This window comes from Pantoea anthophila (assembly GCF_026104315.1).
GTDB classification, from domain to species: Bacteria; Pseudomonadota; Gammaproteobacteria; order Enterobacterales; family Enterobacteriaceae; genus Pantoea; species Pantoea anthophila.
In genome coordinates, this window is sequence record NZ_CP110473.1 from 290,742 (window position 1) to 315,356 (window position 24,615).

21 protein-coding genes are annotated in these 24,615 nt (G+C 57.9%); 10 read left to right on the plus strand and 11 right to left on the minus strand.

Features of this window, described 5'->3' with window-relative positions; translation table 11 throughout:
- Nucleotides 1-10: 10 nt before the first annotated feature.
- Nucleotides 11-1,513, minus strand: a complete 1,503-nt coding sequence (gene pitA, locus OJ965_RS03890) for an inorganic phosphate transporter PitA (RefSeq protein WP_009087862.1) — start codon at nt 1,511-1,513, stop codon at nt 11-13.
- A gap of 243 nt (nt 1,514-1,756) precedes the next feature.
- Here pitA and OJ965_RS03895 point away from each other — a divergent pair, with 243 nt between their 5' ends.
- A complete protein-coding gene (locus OJ965_RS03895; protein ID WP_265137860.1) occupies nt 1,757-2,941 on the plus strand; it encodes a BaiN/RdsA family NAD(P)/FAD-dependent oxidoreductase in 1,185 nt (394 codons plus the stop codon).
- Between the two features lie 7 nt (nt 2,942-2,948).
- Here the strand turns inward: OJ965_RS03895 and OJ965_RS03900 are convergent, their stop codons facing one another.
- On the minus strand, nt 2,949-3,935 hold the full coding sequence (locus OJ965_RS03900) for an aldo/keto reductase (protein WP_046100771.1): 987 nt from the start codon (nt 3,933-3,935) through the stop codon (nt 2,949-2,951).
- A gap of 293 nt (nt 3,936-4,228) precedes the next feature.
- On the opposite strand from OJ965_RS03900, the gene OJ965_RS03905 reads away from it, so the two are divergent.
- The 3 genes from OJ965_RS03905 (at nt 4,229) to OJ965_RS03915 (ending at nt 6,116) form a co-directional block, all read left to right on the plus strand.
- Nucleotides 4,229-4,426 (plus strand): hypothetical protein, encoded by a 198-nt coding sequence (locus OJ965_RS03905; RefSeq protein ID WP_033736089.1) that lies wholly within the window; start codon nt 4,229-4,231, stop codon nt 4,424-4,426.
- 1 nt (nt 4,427) lies between these two features.
- A complete protein-coding gene (locus OJ965_RS03910; RefSeq protein ID WP_033736088.1) occupies nt 4,428-5,255 on the plus strand; it encodes a hypothetical protein in 828 nt (275 codons plus the stop codon).
- Nucleotides 5,256-5,438: 183 nt separating this feature from the next.
- Nucleotides 5,439-6,116 (plus strand): SDR family oxidoreductase, encoded by a 678-nt coding sequence (locus OJ965_RS03915; RefSeq protein WP_111207848.1) that lies wholly within the window; start codon nt 5,439-5,441, stop codon nt 6,114-6,116.
- A gap of 15 nt (nt 6,117-6,131) precedes the next feature.
- On the opposite strand, the gene OJ965_RS03920 is transcribed toward OJ965_RS03915, so the two are convergent.
- Entirely contained in the window at nt 6,132-7,520 is a 1,389-nt protein-coding gene (locus OJ965_RS03920) for a sugar porter family MFS transporter (RefSeq protein ID WP_046100768.1), read from the minus strand.
- Between the two features lie 261 nt (nt 7,521-7,781).
- Between OJ965_RS03920 and OJ965_RS03925 the strand changes: the two genes are divergently transcribed.
- Nucleotides 7,782-8,438 carry an epoxyqueuosine reductase QueH gene (locus OJ965_RS03925; protein WP_009087852.1) on the plus strand — a complete coding sequence of 219 codons (657 nt, stop codon included), beginning with the start codon at nt 7,782-7,784 and terminating at the stop codon, nt 8,436-8,438.
- On the opposite strand, the gene OJ965_RS03930 is transcribed toward OJ965_RS03925, so the two are convergent.
- The gene (locus tag OJ965_RS03930) at nt 8,439-8,942 is read right to left on the minus strand and encodes a helix-turn-helix domain-containing protein (protein WP_154929111.1); all 504 of its coding nucleotides are present in this window, start codon (nt 8,940-8,942) and stop codon (nt 8,439-8,441) included. It lies immediately after the preceding gene.
- 299 nt (nt 8,943-9,241) lie between these two features.
- On the opposite strand from OJ965_RS03930, the gene OJ965_RS03935 reads away from it, so the two are divergent.
- A complete protein-coding gene (locus OJ965_RS03935) occupies nt 9,242-10,264 on the plus strand; it encodes an alpha/beta fold hydrolase (RefSeq protein WP_154929110.1) in 1,023 nt (340 codons plus the stop codon).
- A 26-nt stretch (nt 10,265-10,290) separates the two neighbouring features.
- Here the strand turns inward: OJ965_RS03935 and OJ965_RS03940 are convergent, their stop codons facing one another.
- From OJ965_RS03940 to uxuA, 5 genes are all read right to left on the minus strand, one after another.
- Nucleotides 10,291-11,259: a GGDEF domain-containing protein gene (locus OJ965_RS03940; RefSeq protein ID WP_009087845.1), complete on the minus strand. Its 969-nt coding sequence runs from the start codon at nt 11,257-11,259 to the stop codon at nt 10,291-10,293.
- 103 nt (nt 11,260-11,362) lie between these two features.
- Entirely contained in the window at nt 11,363-12,340 is a 978-nt protein-coding gene (gene hemB, locus OJ965_RS03945; RefSeq protein ID WP_009087843.1) for a porphobilinogen synthase, read from the minus strand.
- Between the two features lie 126 nt (nt 12,341-12,466).
- Nucleotides 12,467-13,972 (minus strand): glycine betaine/L-proline transporter ProP, encoded by a 1,506-nt coding sequence (proP, locus tag OJ965_RS03950; RefSeq protein WP_009087842.1) that lies wholly within the window; start codon nt 13,970-13,972, stop codon nt 12,467-12,469.
- A 435-nt stretch (nt 13,973-14,407) separates the two neighbouring features.
- A complete protein-coding gene (locus tag OJ965_RS03955) occupies nt 14,408-15,997 on the minus strand; it encodes an EAL domain-containing protein (RefSeq protein ID WP_140925620.1) in 1,590 nt (529 codons plus the stop codon).
- A 288-nt stretch (nt 15,998-16,285) separates the two neighbouring features.
- Nucleotides 16,286-17,470, minus strand: coding sequence for a mannonate dehydratase (uxuA, locus tag OJ965_RS03960; RefSeq protein ID WP_154929109.1), 1,185 nt, complete (start codon nt 17,468-17,470; stop codon nt 16,286-16,288).
- Nucleotides 17,471-17,617: 147 nt separating this feature from the next.
- Between uxuA and OJ965_RS03965 the strand changes: the two genes are divergently transcribed.
- On the plus strand, nt 17,618-18,301 hold the full coding sequence (locus tag OJ965_RS03965) for a FadR/GntR family transcriptional regulator (RefSeq protein ID WP_046100762.1): 684 nt from the start codon (nt 17,618-17,620) through the stop codon (nt 18,299-18,301).
- Here the strand turns inward: OJ965_RS03965 and OJ965_RS03970 are convergent.
- Complete coding sequence (locus tag OJ965_RS03970) at nt 18,290-19,345, minus strand: AI-2E family transporter (RefSeq protein WP_009087834.1); 1,056 nt, start codon at nt 19,343-19,345, stop codon at nt 18,290-18,292. The genes OJ965_RS03965 and OJ965_RS03970 overlap by 12 nt on opposite strands.
- A gap of 256 nt (nt 19,346-19,601) precedes the next feature.
- On the opposite strand from OJ965_RS03970, the gene OJ965_RS03975 reads away from it, so the two are divergent.
- Nucleotides 19,602-20,825, plus strand: a complete 1,224-nt coding sequence (locus tag OJ965_RS03975; RefSeq protein WP_154929108.1) for an MFS transporter — start codon at nt 19,602-19,604, stop codon at nt 20,823-20,825.
- A gap of 50 nt (nt 20,826-20,875) precedes the next feature.
- Here OJ965_RS03975 and OJ965_RS03980 read toward each other — a convergent pair whose 3' ends face one another.
- The gene (locus tag OJ965_RS03980) at nt 20,876-21,691 is read right to left on the minus strand and encodes a TIM barrel protein (RefSeq protein WP_154929107.1); all 816 of its coding nucleotides are present in this window, start codon (nt 21,689-21,691) and stop codon (nt 20,876-20,878) included.
- A 420-nt stretch (nt 21,692-22,111) separates the two neighbouring features.
- Here OJ965_RS03980 and OJ965_RS03985 point away from each other — a divergent pair, with 420 nt between their 5' ends.
- Nucleotides 22,112-23,617 carry a CoA-acylating methylmalonate-semialdehyde dehydrogenase gene (locus OJ965_RS03985; RefSeq protein ID WP_009087827.1) on the plus strand — a complete coding sequence of 502 codons (1,506 nt, stop codon included), beginning with the start codon at nt 22,112-22,114 and terminating at the stop codon, nt 23,615-23,617.
- Between the two features lie 127 nt (nt 23,618-23,744).
- Nucleotides 23,745-24,560 (plus strand): 5-deoxy-glucuronate isomerase, encoded by an 816-nt coding sequence (gene iolB / locus OJ965_RS03990; protein ID WP_265137867.1) that lies wholly within the window; start codon nt 23,745-23,747, stop codon nt 24,558-24,560.
- Nucleotides 24,561-24,615 lie beyond the last annotated feature (55 nt).

Here is a 24,615-nt window from a genome sequence, read left to right on the forward strand (position 1 = left end):
TTAGCTGGCATTACACCAGTTTTAACGCAATCCAGTAGAGCGAACCTGACAGCACAATACAGACCGGCAGGGTGAAGACCCACGCCATCGCGATGTTCTTGATGGTCCGGCTCTGCAATCCGCCACCGTCAACCAGCATGGTACCGGCAACGGATGAGGAGAGGATGTGCGTGGTCGAAACCGGCATACCGGTGTAGCTGGCGACGCCAATCGACAGCGCGGCCGTCACCTGAGCCGACATGCCCTGCGCATAGGTCATGCCTTTTTTACCGATTTTTTCACCAATGGTGGTGGCGACACGACGCCAGCCAATCATGGTGCCGGTGCCCAGCGCCAGCGCCACAGCCATGATGATCCAGATCGGCGCATACTCGATGGTGCCGAGCAGGTCGCTTTTCAGCTTACCAAGGAAGCGTTTGTCATCGGGCGTGGTCTCCGGCAGTTTCGCCGCCTTGTCGGCAGTGTCGGAGATGCAGAGCAGCAGACGACGCATCTGACCGCGCTGTTCAACCGTCAGCTGATCGTAGCTCTGCAGGTTATTCAGCAGCCCCTGAGCACGCTGAACCGCCTGCAGCGCGCGGGCGCTGTCACAGTGGAACTCCTGCGGGCTGGTGGCCGGCACTTCTTCCGGTGTCGGCAGCTTTGGCGGTGCCATCTGGATGATATGCGTCAGCGAGGCGCTATGCTGCTGATAATATTGCTCCAGGTGATTGACCGCATCGCGGGTGCGCGTGATGTCGTAACCGGAGGCATTCATGTTGACCACGAATCCCGCCGGAGCCACACCAATCAGGACCAGCATGATCAGACCAATGCCTTTCTGGCCGTCGTTTGCCCCGTGCGAGTAGCTGACGCCGATTGCCGATACAATCAGGGCAATACGGGTCCAGAACGGCGGCTTCTTCTTGCCGTCGATCTTCTCACGGTCAGCAGGCGTCATATGAATACGCGCACGCTTTTTGGTGCTGCTCCAGTAGCGGCGCAGAATAAAGATTAAGCCACCCGCAATCACCAGGCCGATGATCGGCGACAGGATCAGAGAAAGGAAGATATTCAGCACTTTCGGGATGTTGAGGGCATCAACGACCGAGGTGCCGCTCATCAGGGCGTTGGTCAGACCGATACCGATAATGGCGCCAATCAGCGTATGGGAGCTGGAGGCCGGCAGACCGAGATACCAGGTGCCGAGGTTCCAGATAATCGCCGCCAGCAGCATAGAAAACACCATGGCGAGACCGTGTGCCGATCCCACATTTAACAGCAGGTCGGTGGGAAGCATATGAACAATAGCGTAAGCGACACTCAATCCACCGAGCAGCACGCCAAGGAAGTTGAATACGCCTGCCATGACCACAGCAAGCTGGGCACGCATGGCACGGGTATAGATGACCGTCGCAACCGCGTTGGCCGTGTCGTGGAAACCGTTGATCGCTTCGTAAAACAATACAAACAGCAGGGCAAGAACCAATAACAGACTCGTACTGAGGTCTAGACCAGCAAACAGATGTAGCATAAACGTTACGCCATTTTTGGAGGACATGAACGCGGCGCATTATCCGCGACAACGTGCTGTATGGGAAAGGAAAATATAGCCCTAATTTGACCTTTCGTTGTAAGCCTGACGCGTAAGTCAGCGAAAAAGGGTTAGATATTAAGCAGATACATTATGACACATTTACGGCAATTTTTTGACGCTGGCGTCTCAGTGAGCAGATCACTACAATCTGCGCCTTTCCTGTTATATGAGTGAGCTGCAGTGGAACAGTTTGACGTTATCATCATTGGTGCCGGGGCCGCAGGCCTGTTCTGTGCCGCCCAGGCCGGACAGCGGGGACGCCGCGTATTACTGCTGGATAATGGCAAGAAGCCGGGCCGCAAAATTCTGATGTCTGGCGGCGGGCGCTGCAACTTCACCAATCTCTACACGGAACCGGCGGCTTATCTGTCGCACAATCCCCACTTCTGCAAGTCGGCACTGGCCAGATATACCCAGTGGGATTTCATCGATCTGGTTAATCGCCACGGCATCGCCTGGCACGAGAAAACCCTGGGCCAGCTCTTCTGCGACGACTCTGCGCAGCAGATTGTCGATCTGCTGATGGCCGAGTGTGACAGGGGCAATGTCACTCTGCGGCTGCGCAGTGAAGTGCTCAGCGTCACGCGCGATGAGCGCGGTTATTCGCTGCAACTCAACGGCAGCACGGTGCAGGCTGAAAAGCTGGTGATCGCCAGCGGCGGCCTGTCGATGCCGGGTCTGGGTGCCTCGCCGTTTGGCTACAAAATTGCGGAGCAGTTCGGGCTGAGCGTCTTCCCGACGCGGGCCGCACTGGTGCCCTTTACCCTGCATAAACCGTTGCTGGAGCAGTTGCAGACGCTCTCTGGCGTCGCGCTGGACACCACCATCGATGCCGAAGATGGTACCCGCTTTAAAGAGGCGATGCTCTTCACCCATCGCGGGCTATCCGGCCCGGCGGTGTTGCAGATCTCCAGCTACTGGCAGCCGGGTGAGTTCGTGACGGTCGATCTGTCGCCCGCCACCCCGCTGGCACCGTTTCTGACGGCGCAGCGCGACGCCCATCCTAACCTCAGCCTGAAAAACAGTCTGGCCAAAATCCTGCCGAAACGGCTGGTGGAAGTGCTGCAGGCGCTGAACGTGGTGCCGGATGTCACGCTGAAGCAGCTCAACAGCCGACAGCAAACGGAACTGGCGCAGACCCTGCACGCCTGGCGCATCCAGCCAAACGGCACCGAGGGGTATCGCACCGCCGAAGTGACGCTGGGCGGCGTGGACACCACGCAGCTCTCCTCAAAAACCATGGAGGCGCGCGCGGTGCCGGGACTCTACTTTATTGGTGAAGTGGCGGACGTGACCGGCTGGCTGGGGGGATATAACTTCCAGTGGGCCTGGAGTTCCGCCTGGGCCTGCGCCCAGGCGTTGTAACGCCCGTTTACCAGCGCTGATGCACGTGGGGCGCGATCTTCTCCTGATAGAGCTGCTTCAGCGCCGTCATCGTTTCCGCAGAGAGCGCGTCAACGCCGCTGGCACGCGCATTCGCTTCCGCCTGCTCGCGGTTTTTCGCACCGGGAATGACCACACTGACATCGTCGTTCATCAGGATCCAGCGCAGCGCGAACAGGGCCATCGTGATGTCGCCCGGAACAAAGCGGCGAATCTCCTCAACCGCCTCCAGCGCCACCTCATAAGGCACGCCGGAAAAGGTCTCTCCTTTATCAAACGCTTCGCCATGACGGTTAAAGGTGCGGTGATCGTCAGCGGCAAACACGCTGTCGGCGTGCATTTTGCCGGTCAGCAGGCCTGATGCCAGCGGCACACGGGCGATGATAGCCACATCTCGGCTTTTCGCCTCACGCATAAGCCGTTCAGCCGGACGCTGGCGGAAAATGTTGTAAATCAGCTGAATGGACGCGACGTTGGGAAACTCCAGCGCCTTCAGACCCTCTTCGACTTTCTCAACGGATACGCCGTAGTGACGGATTTTTCCGGCGGCCACCATCTCATCCATCACCGCAAACACCTCCGGGCTGTAATAGACCTCGGTTGGCGGGCAGTGCAGCTGGACCAGATCCAGCGTGTCGGTTTGCAGATTATCCCGCGAGCGGTCAATGAAATCGTTGAGGTTTTTCGCATTGTAGCCTTCAGCCACATGGGGAGAGAGGCGCCGCCCCAGTTTGGTAGCCACGAAAGGGCGTTCGCCGCCGCGCTGTTTCAGCACCTCGGCAATGATTTTTTCGGAGCGGCCATCGCCATAGACGTCGGCGGTATCGATAAAGGTAACGCCCGCATCCAGCGCGGCATGCAGTGCGGCTCTGGCATCCTCCAGGCTGACCTCTCCCCAGGTTCCGCCGATAGCCCAGGCGCCAAAGCCAATTTCAGAGACGCGCTGACCGGTACGGCCCAGTGTTCGTAGTTTCATGCAAACTTTCCTCGATGCGTTTCAGACAGGGTAAGAGTACGCGGATGACCCTTGAGCTTAGTCTTTCCTGGCCGGGAGAGCGCGCCGCGTCCCCGCAGCTCAATCCAACAGAGAAGGAGGCGTCTGCAACGCCAGGCCGCTGGTAACGTTGAGGTTTTCAGGAAAAAATCGCCGGAAACAACGCCTTACCGCTTCGCTAATTAGCTGATTTTAAGAAATTTCCCCTGAAATTAATTGGGCGAGAGTGTGGATTCAGTCACATACTTCTTTTTTTGACTCACAAGTGGATCGCTATGTTCAGGTTTATTAAGTCGGTCTTTGCCAGTCCCGAGAAATTTCTGCAGATCATGACCCGCCAGGATATCAACGACTCGATTGCCGAAGGTGAACGCATCATCATTGATGAGAACGGCAATATCTCGGTCAACACGCTGAGCGAGGAAGTCCACGAAGATTTTTCCCGCCATGTGAACGCGTTAAAGGGAGTCTGAGGTGGGTACCGCAATATTCATGGTCCTGATGGTGAGTGGTTACTGGTACACCAGCCGCGATCTCAACAGCCGTTTTAAAATCCGCCGCTCATCAGGCTGGGACGTCTATTTCCTGGTCGCGCTGTATGGCTGTATTTTTGTCCTGCAGGGGGTCTTTGCCACCGGCCTTGTCTGGCTGCTGCTGCTGGGCATCTCCGCGCTGGCAAATGCTGTTCAGGTCATACCGGGCGCCCATCTGAAGTGGCAGGTGGAGTTCATGAACTGGAGCTTTCTCGGCATCCAGGCTCCGGTCGTCATTATGCTGGCCTTCGCGATCCTGCTCTGTCTCTACCGCTCCAACTGGGCGGGCAGCGCACGGCTGAACGTTTCAGGCCGTAAAGATCTCTATCAGCGGCTCTCCCGATCTAACGGCGTGGAGCAACTGCTGTTTCAGTGCATGGAAGAGGGTGAACTGGCGTGGATCACGCTGAAGTCCCGCCGCATCTACATCGGCATGGTTCACGCCTCCACGTTCGAATATGAGAGCACCAAAAACATTGTGCTGATTCCGATGCTGAGCGGCTATCGCGACAGCAAGACGCTGAAGCTGGCGGTGGAGCACAACTACAGCAAATGGTATGCTGAGCATGGCATTACGCTCGACTCGACACCGAAAGATGCGATGTCGTTTCGTAAGGTGATCATGGTTGACCAGATTGAAAGCCTGTCACTGTTCGATCCGGCCAGCGCCACGGCGCTCTCAATGGGCCATCCCCAGGAAGTGGAGAAGAGCCAGGGGAACGAGAACGGCGACAGTCCGGATGATAAAAGCCGGGACACGCAGGGATAATCAAAACCCGCTCCTATCCCTTCATCAGGCGCGCTCATCAGGCGCCTGAAACCTGCCTTCACCCCCTCTGCGAGCAGCGAAAAGTTACCTGACGTGCGGTGGCCCGGCGAAAAAGCACGGCGGGCCGCGCTCTGCGCCGATTTGCCGTTAAGCTTGTGATGAAACCACTAACGAGGAGTGAATATGGCTCAGCAAAATAAGGTACTGATTATCGGCGCCTCACGCGGTATCGGCCTGGCGGTGGCGCAGGCGTTCGCCGGGCAGGGCTGGCAGGTCACGGCCACCCATCGCAGCGGCATCCCGGCGCAGGGCAACCGGCCCGAAATCCGCTGGCACGCGCTGGATATGACCCAGGCGTCAGCGGTGGAAGAGCTGGCTGGCCAGCTCACCGGTGAGGGGTTCGATGCCATTCTGATTAATGCCGGCATTTCCGGGCCGTCGCACCAGACCCTGTCGCAGAGTGACGATCAGGAACTGGCGCAGCTCTTCCTGACCAATGCCATCGCGCCGGTACGCAGCGCAGAAATATTACTGCCACTGCTGAAGCCGAGTGGTGTGCTGGCACTGACCTCCTCCCAGCTCGGCAGCCTGAATGAAAACCCGGATGCGCAGATGCCGATTTATGCTGCCAGCAAAGCGGCACTGAACATGTTAAGCCGCACCCTGACCGCTGCTGTGGACGCGCAGGGCGGAACGCTGCTGACGCTGCATCCCGGCTGGGTAAAAACCGACATGGGTGGCGAAAGCGCGCCCCTGACGGCAGAAGAGAGCGCGGAAGGTATCGTCCGGCAGCTGACCCACTGGCGCGGTCGTGGAGGACATCACTACGTCGATTACGCCGGCCAGTCATTGCAGTGGTAAGCTGCGTCGGGGCGGTTACGCCCCGATATCACGCAGCGCTTTGCCTTTCATCAGATTGCGTTCGATGTGCTCCAGCGTCACATGTTTGGTCTCCGGCACCAGCATCATCGTCAGCACGATAAACACCAGATTCAGCGCGCCGTAGAACCAGAAGGTGTTGGCATTCCCCAGCTGATCGAGCAGGGTGAGGAAGGTTGCCCCTACAATCATATTGCCGACCCAGTTGGTGGTCGTGGAGGCGGTAATCCCGAAGTCACGCCCTTTCAGCGGCTGGATCTCGGAACAGAGCAGCCAGACAACCGGACCGGCTGCCATCGCAAAGCCCACGATAAACATCAGCAGCATCGCCACCGCAAAATATTTGCGGAAGTCGGTCTCAACGCCGATGTGCAGCAGCGTGCCCAGCACCCCCATCCCCACGGCCATCACCAGAAAGCTGGTGGTAAGCATGGGTTTGCGGCCCCAGCGATCCACAAAGAAGATGGCAATCAGCGTCGCCAGCATGTTGACCAGCCCGACAATCACCGTGCCCCACATCTGCTCACTGGTGCTGGAGAACCCGGCGATGTTGAAGATTTTAGGGGCGTAATACATCACGACGTTCATGCCGGTAAACTGCTGCATCACCTGCAGCAGCATGCCGAGCCACACCGCGCGGCGGAAATTGCCATTCGAGCGGAACAGTGACCAGCCGCGCTGCTTCACCTGCAGGCTTTCCCGGATCTCCTCCAGCTCCTCACGAGCCTGCTCGCTGCTGTTACGCAGCCGGTCCAGAACCCGCTGCGCCTCATTAAACCGACCGTGTGCCGCCAGCCAGCGCGGGCTGTTGGGCAGAAACAGCACGCCGATAAACAGGATCACCGCCGGAATCGCGATGACCCCGAGCATGCCGCGCCAGTTACCGCTGTAGCTGAAAGCCGTGTCGGAGAGATAGGCCACCACAATGCCGGTGGTCAGCATCAGCTGATACATGGAGATCATTGAGCCGCGAATACGCTCAGGCGCAATCTCGGCCAGATAGAGCGGCGCGGTGTAGGAGGCGATGCCTACCGCCAGTCCCAGAATCACGCGCGCGCAGACCAGCGAGGTCACATCCGGTGAGAAGGCTGACCAGAGCGAGCCAATCACAAACAGCGTCGCGCCTGCCAGCATACTTTTCTTGCGACCCAGCTTTGATGACATCCAGCCCGCCGCCAGCGCACCCAGCGCCGCGCCAAACATCATCGAACTGACCACCCACTCCTGTTGATGGTTGGTGATCTGCAAATCCTTCGCCAGAAACGGCAGGGCACCGGCGATGACGCCAATATCCAGGCCAAACAGCAGGCCGGACAGCGCAGCCATAAAACAGACGAACCAGGTAAAGCGGTTCTGCGTACTTCCCGATTTTTTTGCCGCGCCCATGCGAGTCTCCTTGCGGTAGTCCAGTGTCAACATTGTTAATGTTATGTAAACATAGTCGACGTCAGTGTGTTGCCGATCACACTTCCGACCACTGTTACCGCTCAGTCAGACAGAGCCGCAAAATAAAGCATGAGATATCAATGGGGTGACGACGAAGGCAAAACAGGGGCAGGGGCACGATTACACAAAGCCGTCCAGATTTTGCAACTCATCACCGGCGGCATTACACTGCCGCTTTCCTGCTATTGATTGAAGGTGTTTATGTCTGAACCTTTCCAGCGTCAGCCGCTGCCTCTGCCGGGCGGTCACAATAAAGTCCTGCTGCACTCCTGCTGCGCCCCCTGTTCGGGTGAAGTGATGGAAGCGATGCTGGCATCCGGCATTGATTACACGATCTATTTCTACAACCCGAATATTCATCCGCTCAAAGAGTATGAGCTGCGCAAAGAGGAGAATATTCGTTTTGCTGAAAAATTTGGCGTGCCGTTTGTGGATGCTGACTACGACCGGGATAACTGGTTTGAGCGGGCGCGCGGTCTGGAGTGGTCGCCGGAGCGCGGTGAACGCTGCACCATGTGCTTTGATATGCGCTTTGAGCGAACCGCGCTCTATGCGCATGAAAACGGCTTTCCCGTTATGACCAGCTGTCTGGGGATTTCACGCTGGAAAGATATGAAGCAGATCAACAGCTGCGGTGTCCGTGCAGCGGCCGCTTATCCCGATCTGCTCTACTGGGAATTTAACTGGCGTAAAGGTGGCGGGTCGGCGCGCATGATCGAAATCAGCAAGCGCGAAAGTTTCTATCAGCAGGAATATTGCGGCTGTGTCTATTCACTGCGCGACACCAATCGTCATCGCGTTGCTCAGGGACGTGAGCGGATTCAGATTGGTGTGCAGTATTATCAGCCGGATGAGTGATTAACCGGCATCGCGGAAAGTGTCGGCCTGCGCATAACCGCGTGCCGGGCGCCTGACAGGGCGCACCGTGACGGCACAGCGCGGCTGAGTGTCCGCGTCGGGCCGCGCGTAGCCGCACAGGGCACAGGGATTCTGCGCGTCTGCCAGCGCTGTGCTGCTCCCATTACTCAGCGGACGCTTGCGGCAGGCGCTCGGCGTGCAGCCCATCATCTGTTTGAATGAGCGGGTAAAGGATTGCTGGCTTTCAAAATGGTATTTCAGCGCCAGGCTGATAATGGGCGTACGGCTGTTTTTTAAATCATGAATACAGGCGTTAAGCTTTTTTCTGCGAATATAGCGCGCCAGTGTTTCATTATGATAGCGGGCAAAGAGTTTCTGCAGATACCATTTGGAATAACCCGCCTTTTCCGAAATATCATCAATACTTAAACGCTGATCGAGATTGTGATTAATCCACTCAGTGATGGAGACGATTACGCTTTCATTATATTTATTGTCGTTCATAGGCACCCCCCGTTTAACGTGCGGGCATTCTGAATTATTTATCTTAATGTGCTTATTCTTTGCGTAAAGATTCTTCAGGATTTGAATCGCAACCTCTCATGAGGTTCATTTAAACGGTGCTTATTAATAAATAAGATGAGATGTAATTAATCTGTTGGTTTTTTTGGCGGAATAAGGCGGCAACCGGCGCGGATGCAGCGCCAGCCCGGGTAAGCACTTCGCCACCGCACAGCGCATCAATAGATTTTTTTCCGCGACCTGCCAGGCTTACGACTCACCTTTAACCTGGAGAATCCCGGATGGGCCCGACATTTCTGCTGAAGAAACCGCTTGCTGTGCTGTTGACCTCGCTGGCCTTGCTGACCTCTCTCCCCACCCGTGCCGCCACAACCTATGGCGAACAGCTAGAAGGCTTTCACTACCCTTATCCTCTGCACCATTTTGATTTTTTATCGCAGCAGCAGTCGCTCAGCATGGGCTATATGGATGTGAAACCCGTCGCGCGTGCCAACGGGAAAACCGTGGTGCTGATGCACGGTAAAAACTTCTGTGGTGCCACCTGGGAAGAGACCATTCGCGCCCTCAGTCAGCAGGGATACCGCGTTATCGCGCCCGATCAGATTGGCTTCTGCAGCGCCACCAAACCCGCCCGCTATCAGTACAGCTTTCAGCAGCTGGCCGACAATACGCATCAGCTGCTTGCCCGGCTGGGTGTGGAGAAGGCGGTAATTGTGGGTCACTCCACCGGCGGGATGCTGGCGACGCGCTATGCGCTGATGTACCCGCAGCAGACGCAGAAGCTGGTGCTGGTTAATCCGATAGGGCTGGAAGACTGGAAAGCGAAAGGGGCGCCGTGGCGTTCCGTCGATCAGTGGTATCAGCGGGAACTCAGGCTCAGCGCAGAGGGCATTAAGAAGTATGAGCAGCAGACCTACTACGCGGGCCGCTGGAAACCTGAATATGACAAATGGGTCGATATGCTGGCCGGACTCAACAGCGGGTCAGGACATGAAAAGGTGGCGTGGAACTCCGCCTTAATCTACGACATGATTTTCACGCAGCCGGTGTTTTATGAGTTCGGCGATCTGAAGGTGCCGACCACGCTGATGATCGGCACGTCTGACACCACGGCTATCGGCAGCGATATCGCCCCACCGGCGGTGAAAGCGCGGCTGGGCGATTACAGGGTGCTTGGTAAAGCGGTCGCAAAACGCATTCCGGGGGCGCGGCTGATTGAGTTTCCGGGCCTGGGGCACGCGCCGCAAATGGAAGAGCCTGCAAAGTTTAATCAGACCCTGCTCGACGATCTGGCGCGTCCCTGACCCTTCAGCCGCGGCGGCGGCTGAGGTTACACCGCGACACGCTTCTGCTTTTTACGCTGGTACATCCGCTCATCGCTGTCGTGCAGCAGCTGTTCCAGCGACTGCGGCTGCGCCGGATCGAATTCGACGATGCCGGAAGAGAACTGCAGATGGTAACGACGATTCAGGCTGATCGACTGCTGGCGCAGATAGCAGGCAAACTGCTGTAACAGCGCTTCGCTCTGCTGCTGCGACATGCCATTGAGCAGCACCACAAACTCGTCGCCGCCCAGTCGGGCAAAGAGATCGGAGTGTTTAAACACCACCTTCATCGCGTCGGCAAAGTCCATCAGCGCCCGGTCGCCTTCGCGATGGCCCAGCGAGTCGTTGATCTGCTTGAACTTGTCGAGGTCGAGAAACGTCAGTGAGGCTGGCCGGTTTTTCATCCGGCACTCGTTCAGCACCATCTGTCCCAGGGTCATAAAGCCGCGGCGATTGGTTATCTGCGTCAGTTCGTCGCAGGTGGCGGTCTGAAAGGCGACCAGCTCTGCTTCAGCCATCGCGGCCAGGTCACGCATGGTAGCCTGATCCTCTTCATCAAACTGGCGCGGCTCGCGTCCAATGATGCAGAGCGTGCCCAGTTTGGCGCCGCCTGGTGCACGCAGCGGACAGCCGGCATAAAAACGAATATGTGGATCGCCGGTGACGAGCGGGTTGTCGTGAAAACGCTCATCTTTGTGCGCATCTTCAACAATCATGATCTCATCCTGCAGGATAGCGTGTCCGCAGAAGGAGATATTGCGCGGCGATCCCGGCGGTGCAAAGCCCTGAGCCGATTTAAACCATTGATGGTCAGCTTCCAGCAGGCTGACTAACGCGATAGGCACGTCAAACAGGCGGCGGGCCAGACGGGTTAAACGATCAAAACGTTCCTCCGCGGTGGTGTTCATGATGTTCAGCGCACGCAGCTGCGATAAACGTTGTGCCTCGTCGGCAGGAATGTCAGGTGCTTTCATCACAGAGACCTTTGTTGGTTTAGCCGAAGCCAGGTTCTGGTGTTTGCCTTTAGGCGGAGAAGAAGAGCGTGACATCGCGATCACGCTCTTTATGAGGAGGGGATCAGAGCACCTTTTGTTCGGCGAGATCAAGAGCGAAATAGCTGAAAATCAGGTCTGCACCGGCACGTTTGATCGCCCCGAGGCTTTCCAGCACCACGTTACGCTCGTCAATGGCACCGGCCGCTGCGGCAAACTTGATCATCGCGTATTCGCCACTCACCTGATAAGCCGCCAGAGGCAGTTCGGTGCGCTCACGGATGTCACGCAGGATATCCAGATAGGCACCTGCCGGTTTCACCATCAGTGAATCTGCGCCCTGAGCCGCGTCGAGCAGTGATTCACGAATCGCTTCACGGCGGTTCATCGGGTTCATCTGATACGTTTTACGATCGCCTTTCAGCGCCGTGCCTGCGGCTTCACGGAACGGGCCGTAGAAGGAGGAGGCAAACTTGGTGGAGTAGGACATGATTGCGGTCTGGGTGAAGCCCGCCGCGTCCAGCGCGCGACGAATCGCCTCAACCTGCCCATCCATCGCCGCCGACGGGGCGATAAAATCGGCTCCGGCTGCGGCAGCAACGACCGCCTGCTTACCCAGGTTTTCCAGGGTGGCATCGTTGTCGACACCGTGATCGCAGAGCACGCCACAGTGGCCGTGGCTGGTGTATTCGCAGAAGCAGGTGTCAGACATGACGATCATCTCCGGCACGGTCTCTTTGCAGATGCGCGACATGCGAGCCACCAGACCGTTTTCGTTCCACGCATCGCTGCCGGTGGCATCGGTGTGGTGCGAAATGCCAAAGGTCATGACCGAGCGGATACCGGCTTTGGCGATACGCTCAATCTCATAAGCGAGACGTTTTTCCGGAATACGCATCACGCCAGGCATCGCCTGAATCGGTTTGTAGTCGTCGACCTCTTCTTCAACAAAAATGGGCAGAGCCAGATCGTTCAGGCTCAGGGATGACTCCTGGAACATTTCACGCATTGACGCGCTGGCGCGCAATCTTCTTGGGCGCTGGATAAGGGAATAATCAGACATTTTCATTCTTACGCAGGTGAAAAAAGTGACAACAGTTTACTCCCTTTGCCCGCGGGGCATGAAGGATTGTGTGCGGTAGGGAGGGGGAAAAATGCTCTCCCGCCGGGCGGCGGGAGAGCAGAACGATTACTCGTTGATATCCGGATGCTGCTGCACCAGATTTTTACGTTTCGCTTCCAGACGGGCGATCTCTGCGTCGATATCTTCGATTTTATTCTCGATGTTATCGTGATGCTCCTGCAGAATCTCGCGCGCTTCTTCCATATCCGACGCGGCCGGTGTGGCCCCTTTCAGCGGCTTGTTCGCAGTCTCTTTCATGAACAGACCGGTAATCAGACCAATCACGGCCACGACCATCAGATAGTAGGCAGGCATGTAGAGGTTGTCGGTTGACTCAACCAGCCAGGCGGCCAGCGTAGGGGTCAGACCGGCAACCAGTACCGAGATGTTAAAGGCACTGGCCAGCGCACTGTAGCGGATGTGGGTCGGGAACATGGCAGGCAGTGACGAAGCCATCACACCGGTGAAGGAGTTCAGGATCACCGCCATCAGCAGCAGACCACCAAAAATCATGCCCAGCACGCCACTGTTGATCATCATGAAGGCAGGGATCGAGAAGACCATCAGGGCGAGACTGCCGATGATAACAAACGGGCGGCGGCCAAAACGGTCACTCATCATGCCGATCATCGGCTGAACAAACAGCATCCCGATCATGATGGCGATAATAATCATCACACCGTGATCTTCGCTGTAGTGCAGGTTATGCGACAGGTAGCTCGGCATATACGTCAGCAACATGTAGTAGGTGACGTTTGTGGCGATGACCAGACCGATACAGGAGAGCAGGCTGCGCCAGTGTTTGGTCGCAATCTCTTTGAAGGAGACTTTCGGGCCATCCTGCAGACCTTCGCGGTCACCCTGTTCCAGCTTGTCCACGTGCTGCTGGAATGCCGGGGTCTCTTCCAGCGCATGACGCAGGTAAAGACCGATGATGCCCAGCGGCAGCGCAACGAAGAATGGCAGACGCCAGCCCCACTCAAGGAAGTTCGCTTCCCCGATAATGGAAGAGATCAGCACGACCAGACCCGCACCCAGCACGAAGCCGGCAATGGAGCCAAAGTCGAGCCAGCTTCCCATGAAGCCGCGTTTGCGGTCAGGCGAATATTCGGCCACGAAGATCGAGGCACCGGTATATTCACCGCCCACCGAGAAGCCCTGTGCCATCTTCGCTAACAGCAGCAGAATCGGCGCCCAGATGCCGATGGAAGCATAGGAGGGGATCAGGCCGATACAGAAGGTACTGACCGACATGATGATAATGGTGATGGAAAGAATTTTCTGACGACCATATTTGTCGCCCAGCATACCGAAGAACAGACCACCCAGCGGTCGGATCAGGAAGGGCACAGAGAAGGTACCCAGCGCCGCGATCATCTGAACGCCTGGCGACGCATCCGGGAAGAAGACTTTACCCAGCGCATAGGCCACAAAGCCGTAAACGCCGAAGTCAAACCACTCCATCGCGTTACCCAGAGAGGCCGCCGTGATGGCTTTACGTAAACGGGCATCATCAATGATGGTGACATCATTGATCCCAATTGGTTTTACACGCTTCCTACGCAATTTCATAGAATTACCCTGTAATGGAACACGAAAGTTCTCAACGGCGCGAGCCGGATGAATCGTACAGACCGCCACGTTGAGAAATTTAAGCATAGCCGTAAATACGCGCTGTTTTAGCGCCCGTTAACACAATAATTACTGTTGTGATTATTGCGAACAGCGACAGAGTATACCGTTTTTGTGTGATATCTGTCATGTTTGGGCTACATGTAGCCTCTTTTTGCCACTGATAAGGCTATTTCTCTCCGCAAAAAAATTATCACTCTGCGTGACAATCGCCGCTTTTTTCAGCACTTGAGCGGCGGTCCTCACGCTTTTCCGGACGGGAGAAATGACGGGCTGGAGGAGGGAGGGAGCGCGAAGGAGATGACCCTGACAAAAGAGATAATCGCGACGGGCCAATCGGCTATCGGCGTTCTGTCGTCAGACGCCGGTAGCCGGTCAGGTCGTAAGGGCCAGGTCCGGCTCGACGGGCTGGTCGCCCTGTTCGGCCAGCCAGGCAATCAGGCCCGCATTGTCCAGCGGACGCGCGTAATAGTAGCCCTGAATAAAGACCACGCCGCGCTGTTGCAGATAACGGAACTGCAAGGCGGTTTCGACCCCTTCGCCCAGGACTTCCAGCTCCAGCTCATGACTGAGCTGGATAATGGCATCCAGAACGGGTGTTCTGCCCTCAAGCGACTCGATGGTGTTGATAAAGCCCCGATCAATCTTGAGATAATCCAGCGTGAAGGTCTGTAAATAGCTCAGCGAACAGTGACCCGTGCCAAAATCGTCAATCGCGACTTTCATGCCGCAGTGACGCAGGTGTTCCAGTTTGCGTGCCACTGCCGCGCCCTCTTTGATCAGGCTGCGCTCGGTCAGCTCCAGCGTGATCAGGAACTGCTTATCCCTGACCTGTTCAGCGAAGTGCAGCATATCGTCGACAAAGTCAGGATGCTGCAGGTGCTCCGCCGCCACGTTAATTCCCAGGTGGAAATGGGGCTCTACCTGCCAGCTCCGGACATCTTCTGCGACCAACGCCAGCAGGTGGCGGGTCAGCGGCACAATCATGCCTTCCGCTTCTGCGGCACCGATAAAAATATCCGGCCGCACGCCGTTGCCGTCCGGGGTTGTCCAGCGCAGCAGCGCCTCAACACCGACGCAGCGCTGCAGCCGGTTGTCATAGACCGGCTGATAGTGCGCCCTGAACTGGCCGCTGGCGATAGCGCGCCGGATCTCATCGCGCCAGGAAATACGTCGCTGCAGCCAGTTCGCCATTATCATCATCAGCAGAATAGAGAAGATTGCCGCCATCGGCATAATGATAAACATCACCTGACGCCAGGCCGAAATCAGCTCCGTGGGCGAGGCTATCAGCGTGACCGTCAGCGGATAGCGCTGGGAGGATGCCTGATAAATCGACGGTTTGAACCAGCTGTCGGCGGCGATTTGCGGATCGCCATAGGAGATGGGCGCACCATCACTGAAATCCATGCTGAAATGGTAGCGATGGGTGCTGCTGATGGCGCGCATAAAATCGATCAGATACTGCCCATCGATCACCGCCCAGAAACTTTCGCCATCAGGCAGGTCGCGCACAAAAATCACGGCGGGACGCGTCGGCACACCGGCGGTACCGGCAATCGACAGGCTCCACCAGGCTTTACCGGTGACCGGGGCATCACGCAGGATCATCGCTTTCAGCGGGGCAGGACGTGAACCATACACCGATGAACAGGCAATTTTTCCCTGCTCCATTTTACCGATAGCGCGAAAATAGGGATTAAGTGAGCCGATGCGCTGCAGCTGGTTTTCAATCTGGCTGCAGGGCACCTGATCAAACTGGCGCAGCTCGGTAATCATATTCCAGGCGCTGTCGCTCATTCTCTCCGCCTGGGATAGCAGGGTTTCTGCCGCGCTCATCTGCTGCTGATGAACGGTGTGGCGCGCATCCAGTGCGGTAAAAAACAGGCCAATAACCAGAGGCAGCAGGCCGGAGATAATAATCACCAGCCTGGCGTAGTCGCGTTTTCGTTTCAGTAGCGGCACCGCAAAATCCTCTGAATATTATTGGTGTTATCAGGAGGCGCTAATCCGCTGCGCAGAATAACATCTCTCCGGGCGGAGCAGATTAGCGTTTTTGCAATCAATCAGACTGACTCAGGTCAATTATCGAACAGTGCGTGTCATTTATGTGACGTTTGTTTTGTCTTTATTGCGATTCAGCGACACAAATTCAGCAGGCAGGACGCGAGGGATAACAGGCGATGCGCAGCGGTGGGCGAAAGGCCCTGCGCCGTCACGGGACGGTCGCAGGGCGGGCGCGTGAATGAAGAATTAATCAGTAAAAAAGATCTGCTTCAGCGCCACTTCCACCCCGCGCAGTTCAGCCAGTCCTTTCAGGCGGCCAATGGCGGAATAGCCGGGGTTGGTGCGTTTATGCAGGTCATCCAGCATCTGATGGCCGTGGTCGGGGCGCATAGGAATGGCCCGCAGGTTGCCCGCCCGACGACGGCGCTGCTCTTCGGCCAGAATGACCCTGATCACCCCCACCATATCGACATCCCCCGCCAGATGCGCCGCCTCATGGAAACTGGCGGGATTCTCTTCACGCTTCGTGGCGCGCAGATGGACAAAGTTGATGCGGTCGGCGTAGGTTTCCGCCATCTCAACCAGCGCATTGTCGGCCCGCACGCCGTAGGAGCCGGTGCAGAAACAGAATCCGTTGTGCAGGCTGTCGACGGTTTCCTTCAGCCACTGCATATCTTCCTGCGTGGAGATAATGCGCGGCAGGCCCAGGATAGGACGCGGTGGATCGTCCGGGTGCACCGCCAGTTTTACGCCAGCCTCTTCCGCCACCGGCACGATGGCGCGCAGGAAGGTCGCCATATGTTCACGCAGTTTTGCTTTGTCGATGCCGTCATACTGCGCCAGCTGCGCCTGAAACTGCTCCAGCGTGTACCCCTCTTCGGCGCCGGGCAGGCCCGCGATGATATTGCGCACCAGCGTGTTTTTCTCTTCCTCGCTCATCGCAGCAAAGCGCGCTCTGGCCACCTGCTGCTCGGCCGCGCTGTAGTCCTGCTCTGCACCCGGACGTTTTAGCAGGCAGAGTTCAAACGCGGCGAACGCGTCGGCATCGAAGCGCAGCGCCTTAGCGCCATCGGGCAGCGTCCAGGCGAGGTCGGTCCGCGTCCAGTCCAGCACCGGCATGAAGTTATAGCAGACGGTATCAATGCCGCAGGCGGCCAGATTGCGGATCGACTGCTGATAATTGGCGATATAGCGCAGGTAGTCGCCGCGCTGGGTTTTAATCGCCTCATGAACCGGAATGCTCTCCACGACTGACCAGACCAGCCCTTTTTCCGCCAGCAGGGCCTGCCGGGCTTTGATCTCCTCAACCGGCCAGATCTCGCCGTTGGGAATGTGATGCAGTGCGGTAACGATGCCGGTCGCGCCTGCCTGACGCGCATCATCCAGTGAAACCGGATCGTTCGGGCCGTACCATCGCCAGGTATGTTCCATGTTTGCTCCTTAACTGTGATGTGGCCCAGTGGTCAGGCCGCTGGACCAAGAGTATGATAGTGTGCTAAACAAGGCCGTGATCCGGATCGCAGCATCATAAACTGCATCGGCCAGCGGGCCGATTGAGCAGGACAGGAGGAGAGGACAATGACCCTGGCAGCCATTAAAACGGAGCGGCTCTACCGTCAGATAGCCAACGCCATTATGGCCGGTATCACGCGCGGTGACTTTGTCGCTGGCGGGCTGCTGCCGCCGGAGCGCGAGCTGGCAAAACAGCTGGGCGTCAGCCGATCATCCGTGCGTGAAGCGCTGATTGCGCTGGAGATGACTGGCTGGGTCGATATCCGCACCGGCACCGGGGTGTTTGTCGCCCAGCCGCTGCCGCAGGCCGGAGTTACGCAGGAGAGTGAGGCCTGCAGTCTGCAGGATCTGTTGCAGGCCCGTGAAGCCTTCGAAGGGATGCTGGCGGGCTTTGCCGCCCGAAACGGTACGCCGGCACAGCGGGCGGCCCTGCTGGCGCTGGCCGCTGAGCTGCAGCAGCATCAGGAAAACGATGCCGCCTTTCTGGCTAAGGACAAACGCTTCCACCTGCTGATCAGCGAGATGAGTGGCAATGATGTGCTGCGCGACCTGCTGGAACAGCTCTGGAACAAGCGCCACAGCCCCCATGTCGAGCGGCTGGAGCGCCATTTTGCTGATAACAGCTTTGCGCTGGAGATGAACGCTGACCATCAGCAGATTGCCAGCGCGATTGTGGCGGGGGATGAGGCGGCTGCCCGTCAGGCCATGGAGAACCATCTGCGGCACGTCCAGCAGCGCTTACTTGGTTAAGCCCCGCACCCGTTTAGGTCGCCCGGTGCCCAGCAGAATGGCCAGACGGCTGCCGCCGGGCGTGGTTTCCATCAGGATTTTCGTGATGCTGGTAAGCGGCACCGACAGCAGCATGCCAACCGGGCCCAGCAGCCAGCCCCAGAAGACCAGGGAGAGGAACACCACCAGCGTCGACAGGCCCAGACCCCGGCCCATCAGGCGCGGTTCCAGCATATTGCCAAACACCATATGAATGGCCGTAAACAGGGCGGCCACCATCGCAGCATCAAACAGGCTGTTCAGCAGCAGCGCCTGCAGAAAGGGCGGAATACCGGCAATGATCGGGCCGATGTTGGGAATGAAGTTGAGGATAAACGCCACCACACCCCACAGCAGCGCGAACTTCACATCCAGCAGAAAGAGCGTCAGCCAGACCGCCACGCCGGTGATCAGGCTCACCAGGGTTTTCAGCGCCAGATAGTGGGTCACCCCTTTCAGCGCTTTGTGCAGCCCGGCGATGCGAATCTTGGGATTCACCAGCGCGTTACGCATTTTGTAGGGCAGGTGATGGACCTCAAACAGCATAAAGACGACAGTCAGTACCAGCAGCACGGTGTTAGTCATCGCGCCGGAAAAGCCGCTCAGCGCCACCGTGGCCAGATTCATCATGGTGTTGGGGTCGAAATGTTTGATCAGAACGTCGGTTGAGATGTTGAGATGAAAGCCCGCGGCCAGATGCTGCAGCACCGTCATTTTCTGCTCCATGGTGGCGCGCAGCTGCGGGTAGAGATCGGAAAACTCGCTCATTGAGCTGGCGATGATGGCACCCAGCAGCACCATGACGCAGAAGATCACTGTGATCACCAGCCCGATCGCCAGCCCGCGGCGGAAGCCACGCCGCATCAGCATCGTCACCAGCGGGTTGAGTACAATGGCAAAGAAAGCCGCCAGCAGCAGCGGGACCAGAATGTCGGACGCTGCCCGCACCCCGGCGAGGATAATGACCAGCATTGCCAGTTTGATCAGAATATTTTGTCCGATCTTTTCCCGTTGCAGCTCGCTCATTCCCTCTCCCGTGACGTAAATTGGCTGTTGACAGTGTAGCTGAAAGAAAATTAACAATCTGATTTATCAGAGAAACGGTAAAGCGCGGCGGCAGAAGGGGGCCTTAATCAGCGCCACCACACTCCACTTTCGCGGCAGGGTCTTTGTCCGGCACGCTGCGGCCGGTTGACGGCGCAGCGCCGATACGTCAGCGGTGAAAGCGGGTATAGTCGACGGATAAACCTTATCATACAGCCTGATACGAGCGGGATCTCTCATGCCTGAACAGCCCACAGTGGAACCGGCCACCCCAACCGGCAATCTCCGTCTCACGCTGCTGATCCTCTCTATTGTGGCCTATAACTTTGCCAGCTATCTCACTATCGGTCTGCCGCTGGCGGTTCTGCCGGGATGGGTACATGACCAGCTGGGATTCAGCGCCTTCTGGGCGGGGGTGGTGATCAGCCTGCAGTATGTGGCGACGCTGCTGAGCCGCCCCCACGCCGGGCGTTATGCCGACCTCTGGGGACCAAAGAAGGTCGTGGTGATCGGGCTGGTGGGCTGCCTGATCAGCGGTCTCTGTATTCTGCTGGCGGCGCTGAGCGACTCGCCGATGACAAGCCTGACGCTGCTCTGTGTGGGGCGGGTGATTCTGGGTCTGGGCCAGAGCTTTACCGGCACCGGCACCTCGTTGTGGGGCGTTGCGCGGGTCGGTTCGCTGCATATTGGCCGGGTCATCTCCTGGAATGGCATCGTCACCTATGGCGCGATGGCGATTGGCGCGCCGCTCGGCGTGGTGATCTTCCGGGCGGGTGGCCTGCTCTGGCTGTCGCTGGTCATTGTCGCTATCTGCGTGGCGGGCATTGTCTGCGCCGTGCCGCGTCCGGCCGTCAAAGCCAGCCGGGCCAGGCCGCTGCCGTTTCGTGCGGTGCTGGGAAAAATTGCCGGCTTTGGCGCGATACTGGCGATGGGCTCGGCGGGGTTCGGGGTCATCGCCACCTTTATTACGCTGTTCTATCAGGATAAAGGCTGGGAAGGTGCCGCCTTTGCCCTCTCCCTGTTCAGTGCCGCCTTTGTTGGCACGCGCCTGCTGTTCCCGAACGCGATTAACCGCCACGGCGGCCTGCGCGTTGCCAGCCTCTGTCTGGCGGCGGAAGCTGCCGGACTCTTTCTGGTCGCGGCGGCGGGCGACCCCTGGATGGCAAAAGCGGGCGCGTTTCTGACCGGCGCCGGTTTTTCGCTGATTTTCCCGGCGCTGGGAGTCGTCGCGGTGAAGGTGGTGCCGCAGCAGAATCAGGGCAGTGCGCTGGCGACTTACACCGCGTTTATGGATCTGTCGCTGGGCATTACCGGGCCGATCGCCGGATTTATCATGAACTATGCAGGCGTGTCGCAGGTGTATCTGCTCACGGCGCTGCTGGTCTGCGTTGCGTTTGTCTGCACGCTGCGCCTGCAACGGCGTCAGGCGCTGTCACCGGCAGCCGACGAGACTGCGCCGTGAAACGCGCCCGGACGGGCCAGCCATGTTTTCAGCGCCTGCCAACACCGGCTTCAGGCCTGCAGCAGTTCGATACTGTGGCGGATCTGCCGTTCCGTTTCATCCGGTGTCCAGCTGTTGAGCTGGCTTGAGAAGGGCTCAAAGGCGTAGATCCCCTTATAGCCCAGCATCTCCAGCCGTTTAACCTGCACGACGCTGTTCAGCACATCGCTGTCACTCAGCATAATGCGCTCCTCATCGGTCAGCTCAGCGGTGGGCCGCCGATCTTCCACGCCCGACAGGTGCACCAGCCCAATCTGTTGCACGTCGACACCCGTGAGGAACTCCTCTTCCGCCTTTTCATAGAGATGGTGATGGAAGGTATCCAGCACCAGCTTAAAGGGTACGCCCGCGGCGGCGATGAGTCGCTGCGCCTCTGCGGCTGAGCGCAGTGAGCTGACCGGGAATCCCAGCGGCTCCACCAGCCCCTGAATGCCATAATGTTCAAAGCGCGGCGCCAGCTGCTGCATCGCCGCCTGCGTCTCCTGAGGCGACAGGGCAATCCCCTCATTCAGTGGACACATCACCAGCGCCTTCGCACCCGTCTGCTGTGCGGTCTGCAGCAACAGCTCTGCGCGGGTCAGCAGATCCTCATCGATACGGTTAAACGGATAGAGCGCATTAATGGTGACGATATCAATCTGATATCTGTCGGTCAGGGCGCGCAGCTGCTCGGGCGTCAGATCGTCTGTCACGCTGCCACCCGGCATGTCATTACGCAACTCAACCTTGCTCAGCCCCAGGCGATGAACCAGCTGAAAAAAGGCCTCCAGCGAGAGCCGGGGAGCAATTTTGCGGTTGATACAGAAACGGGTCGGATCGATAGCCATGTGATTACCCCGAAACAGAAGAAGATTGCGACTAAAGAAAACATTTATTTCATTAATAGTGAATTATGAAATGGAGATTATTGGATCTGCCTCGCATTAATTTCATATTTCGTTTCAGCCGGGTGCTGCCTCGCGGAGTTTATCCTGCAAAGATCCCCGGCGTGATGGTCCTAAGCCGCACCTGCCGGGCTGAGGATCGCGGCAATGGGCGCTCTCCGGACGTCAGGAGCGCGCCAGGCGCAAGCCGACGGAGAAAATGCGATCTGTGCCGCTAAAAGCAAATCTTCCAAAAAGAATTATTTGAAAAATTTATTCCAATGCAATAGCTTCATAGCACGCTTTCAGCTTTGCCTGGTCAGGCAGCGCGGCAGGTCGCATGGTTCGTCTGCAGGGAACTTAACCATCTAAAGAGGCAACATCATGACAATCACAGGTAACTTTATTGGCGGCAAAATTACGTTCAGCGCCAGCAACGAAACCATTCCTGTTTACGACCCGGCAACCGGCAAAGTGGTACGTGAACTGACCCAGAGTACCGCCGATGAAGTGGCTCAGGCGATTGGTGTCGCGCATGCGGCCTTTGCCGAGTGGTCGAAAACCTCGCCCCTGCGCCGTGCCCGTGTCCTGTTCAACTTTAAGGCCCTGATGGAGCAGCATCGTGACGAGCTGGCGGCGCTGATTGTGTCTGAGCATGGCAAAGTCTGGTCTGATGCGCTGGGTGAACTGACGCGTGGCATTGAAGTGATCGAGTTTGCCTGCGGTATCCCGCACCTGCTGAAAGGCGAATACTCCCCTAACGTCGGCGGCGGCGTTGACAGCTATTCGCTGATGCAGCCGGTCGGCGTCGTGGCGGGCATTACGCCGTTTAACTTCCCGGCGATGGTGCCGCTCTGGATGTTTCCGATCGCACTGGCCTGCGGCAACACCTTTGTCCTGAAGCCACCGGCACTGGACCCCTCGGCGTCTGTGCGGATGGCTGAACTGCTGACCGAGGCGGGCCTGCCTGATGGGGTCTTCAACGTGGTGCACAGCTCAAATGAAGACGCGGAGCAGCTCTACAAAGATCCGCGTATCGCCGCCGTCAGCTTCGTCGGTTCCTCCGGCGTGGCTGAGCACATCTACAAAACCGCCAGCGCGCATGGCAAACGGGTGCAGGCATTTGGCGCGGCGAAAAACCACGCCATCGTGATGCCGGATGCCGATCTGGATGCTACCGTCAACGCCATCATGGGCGGTGCCTTTGGTTCTGCCGGTGAACGCTGCATGGCGCTGCCGGTCGTGGTCGCCGTGGGCGATGATACCGCCGACAAGCTGATTGCCCGCCTAACCCCGCTGGTGCAGGCACTGCGCATCGGCCCCGGTATGAATCAGGGGGCTCTGGAGAATGAGATGGGGCCGGTGGTTTCAGCGGCGCACCAGAAAAAGGTGCTGGGCTACATCGACAAAGGCGAACAGGAAGGCGCGAAGCTGGTGGTCGATGGGCGTCATGTCCAGGTCGAAGGGCATGCTGAGGGATACTACGTCGGCGGCACGCTGTTTGATAACGTCACCTCTGACATGGTGATCTGGCGTGAAGAGATTTTTGGTCCGGTGCTGAGCATCATGCGCGCAGCGGATTACGACAGTGCGCTGCAGCTGGTTAACAGCCATGAGTTTGGCAACGGCAGCGCCATTTTCACCAGCAACGGTCACACCGCGCGAGATTTTGTGCAGAACGTTGAAGCGGGCATGGTGGGCGTCAACGTGCCGGTTCCGGTGCCGATGGCATTCCACAGCTTTGGCGGCTGGAAGCGCTCGGTGTTTGGCGCGCTCAACGTGCACGGGCCGGATGGCGTGCGCTTCTACACCCGCATGAAAACCGCCACCGTGCGCTGGCCATCCGGTCAGCAGACCGTGTCTGAATTCAGTATGCCGACCTTAGGCTGATTTATTTCCACGCTGGCAGGATGCGCGACCGGCAGATCACTCTGCCGGTCTTTCTGTTCGCAGGCGGGCTGCACGTCACGCCCGCGCGGCAACTGCAGCGATAACCGTGACAGAGAGGAGGATCAGGATGTCTTTACTGTCGAAAGCCCAGGCCCCTGATGCGCAGGGTCGTATTCAGCATGTGACGCCTGAACGCGCCGGCTGGCGCTATGTCGGGTTTGATGCTTATCTGATGAAAAAAGGGGAAACCCTGCAGCTTACCAGCGGGGATAAAGAGCTCTGTCTGGTGCTGGTGGCCGGACTCGCCTCGGTGAAAACCCGTCACGCGGCGTTTCCCGGGATTGGTCAGCGCATGTCGCCCTTTGAGCGCGTGCCGCCTTACTCCGTTTATGTGCCGCACGATGATGAGGTGGTGGTTTACGCGGACAGCGATCTGGAGCTGGCGGTCTGCAGCGCGCCCGATCACGGGCATCTGCCTGCACGACTGATTACGCCCGCAGACGTGGGCGTTGAGCATCGCGGCAAAGGGCGCAATCAGCGTCTGGTGCACAATATTCTGCCCGATGACAAACCGGCTGACAGCCTGCTGGTGGTCGAGGTTTATACCAATGAGGGCGACACCAGCTCTTACCCCAGCCACAAGCATGATGAAGAGAGTGAAAACGAAACCCTTCTGGAAGAGACCTACTATCACCGTTTCGATCCGGAACCCGGCTTCGCCATGCAGCGCGTTTATACCGACGATCGCTCACTGGATGCCTGTATGGCACCTTACAATCGCGATGTGGTGATGGTGCCGCGCGGCTATCATCCGGTTGCGACGCTGGCGGGATACAACAACTACTATCTGAACGTGATGGCGGGGCCTGTGCGGCTGTGGAAGTTTACCTGGGAGAAAGATCACGCCTGGGTGAACAGCGAGAATTATCCGCGTAACACCTAGCCCACGGCGGCGTCAGAAAAGCAGCCTCTCAGCCAAAAGGGCAGCGGGTCACGCT

Excerpts from the sequence above, each read along its gene's own strand:
- pitA (WP_009087862.1), bottom strand. The coding sequence starts at position 1,513 with ATGCTACATCTGTTTGCTGGTCTAGACCTCAGTACGAGTCTGTTATTG.
- OJ965_RS03900 (WP_046100771.1), bottom strand. The coding sequence starts at position 3,935 with ATGAAACTACGAACACTGGGCCGTACCGGTCAGCGCGTCTCTGAAATT.
- OJ965_RS03905 (WP_033736089.1), top strand. The coding sequence starts at position 4,229 with ATGTTCAGGTTTATTAAGTCGGTCTTTGCCAGTCCCGAGAAATTTCTG.
- OJ965_RS03915 (WP_111207848.1), top strand. The coding sequence starts at position 5,439 with ATGGCTCAGCAAAATAAGGTACTGATTATCGGCGCCTCACGCGGTATC.
- OJ965_RS03920 (WP_046100768.1), bottom strand. The coding sequence starts at position 7,520 with ATGGGCGCGGCAAAAAAATCGGGAAGTACGCAGAACCGCTTTACCTGG.
- OJ965_RS03925 (WP_009087852.1), top strand. The coding sequence starts at position 7,782 with ATGTCTGAACCTTTCCAGCGTCAGCCGCTGCCTCTGCCGGGCGGTCAC.
- OJ965_RS03930 (WP_154929111.1), bottom strand. The coding sequence starts at position 8,942 with ATGAACGACAATAAATATAATGAAAGCGTAATCGTCTCCATCACTGAG.
- OJ965_RS03935 (WP_154929110.1), top strand. The coding sequence starts at position 9,242 with ATGGGCCCGACATTTCTGCTGAAGAAACCGCTTGCTGTGCTGTTGACC.
- OJ965_RS03940 (WP_009087845.1), bottom strand. The coding sequence starts at position 11,259 with ATGAAAGCACCTGACATTCCTGCCGACGAGGCACAACGTTTATCGCAG.
- hemB (WP_009087843.1), bottom strand. The coding sequence starts at position 12,340 with ATGTCTGATTATTCCCTTATCCAGCGCCCAAGAAGATTGCGCGCCAGC.
- proP (WP_009087842.1), bottom strand. The coding sequence starts at position 13,972 with ATGAAATTGCGTAGGAAGCGTGTAAAACCAATTGGGATCAATGATGTC.
- uxuA (WP_154929109.1), bottom strand. The coding sequence starts at position 17,470 with ATGGAACATACCTGGCGATGGTACGGCCCGAACGATCCGGTTTCACTG.
- OJ965_RS03965 (WP_046100762.1), top strand. The coding sequence starts at position 17,618 with ATGACCCTGGCAGCCATTAAAACGGAGCGGCTCTACCGTCAGATAGCC.
- OJ965_RS03970 (WP_009087834.1), bottom strand. The coding sequence starts at position 19,345 with ATGAGCGAGCTGCAACGGGAAAAGATCGGACAAAATATTCTGATCAAA.
- OJ965_RS03975 (WP_154929108.1), top strand. The coding sequence starts at position 19,602 with ATGCCTGAACAGCCCACAGTGGAACCGGCCACCCCAACCGGCAATCTC.
- OJ965_RS03980 (WP_154929107.1), bottom strand. The coding sequence starts at position 21,691 with ATGGCTATCGATCCGACCCGTTTCTGTATCAACCGCAAAATTGCTCCC.
- OJ965_RS03985 (WP_009087827.1), top strand. The coding sequence starts at position 22,112 with ATGACAATCACAGGTAACTTTATTGGCGGCAAAATTACGTTCAGCGCC.
- iolB (WP_265137867.1), top strand. The coding sequence starts at position 23,745 with ATGTCTTTACTGTCGAAAGCCCAGGCCCCTGATGCGCAGGGTCGTATT.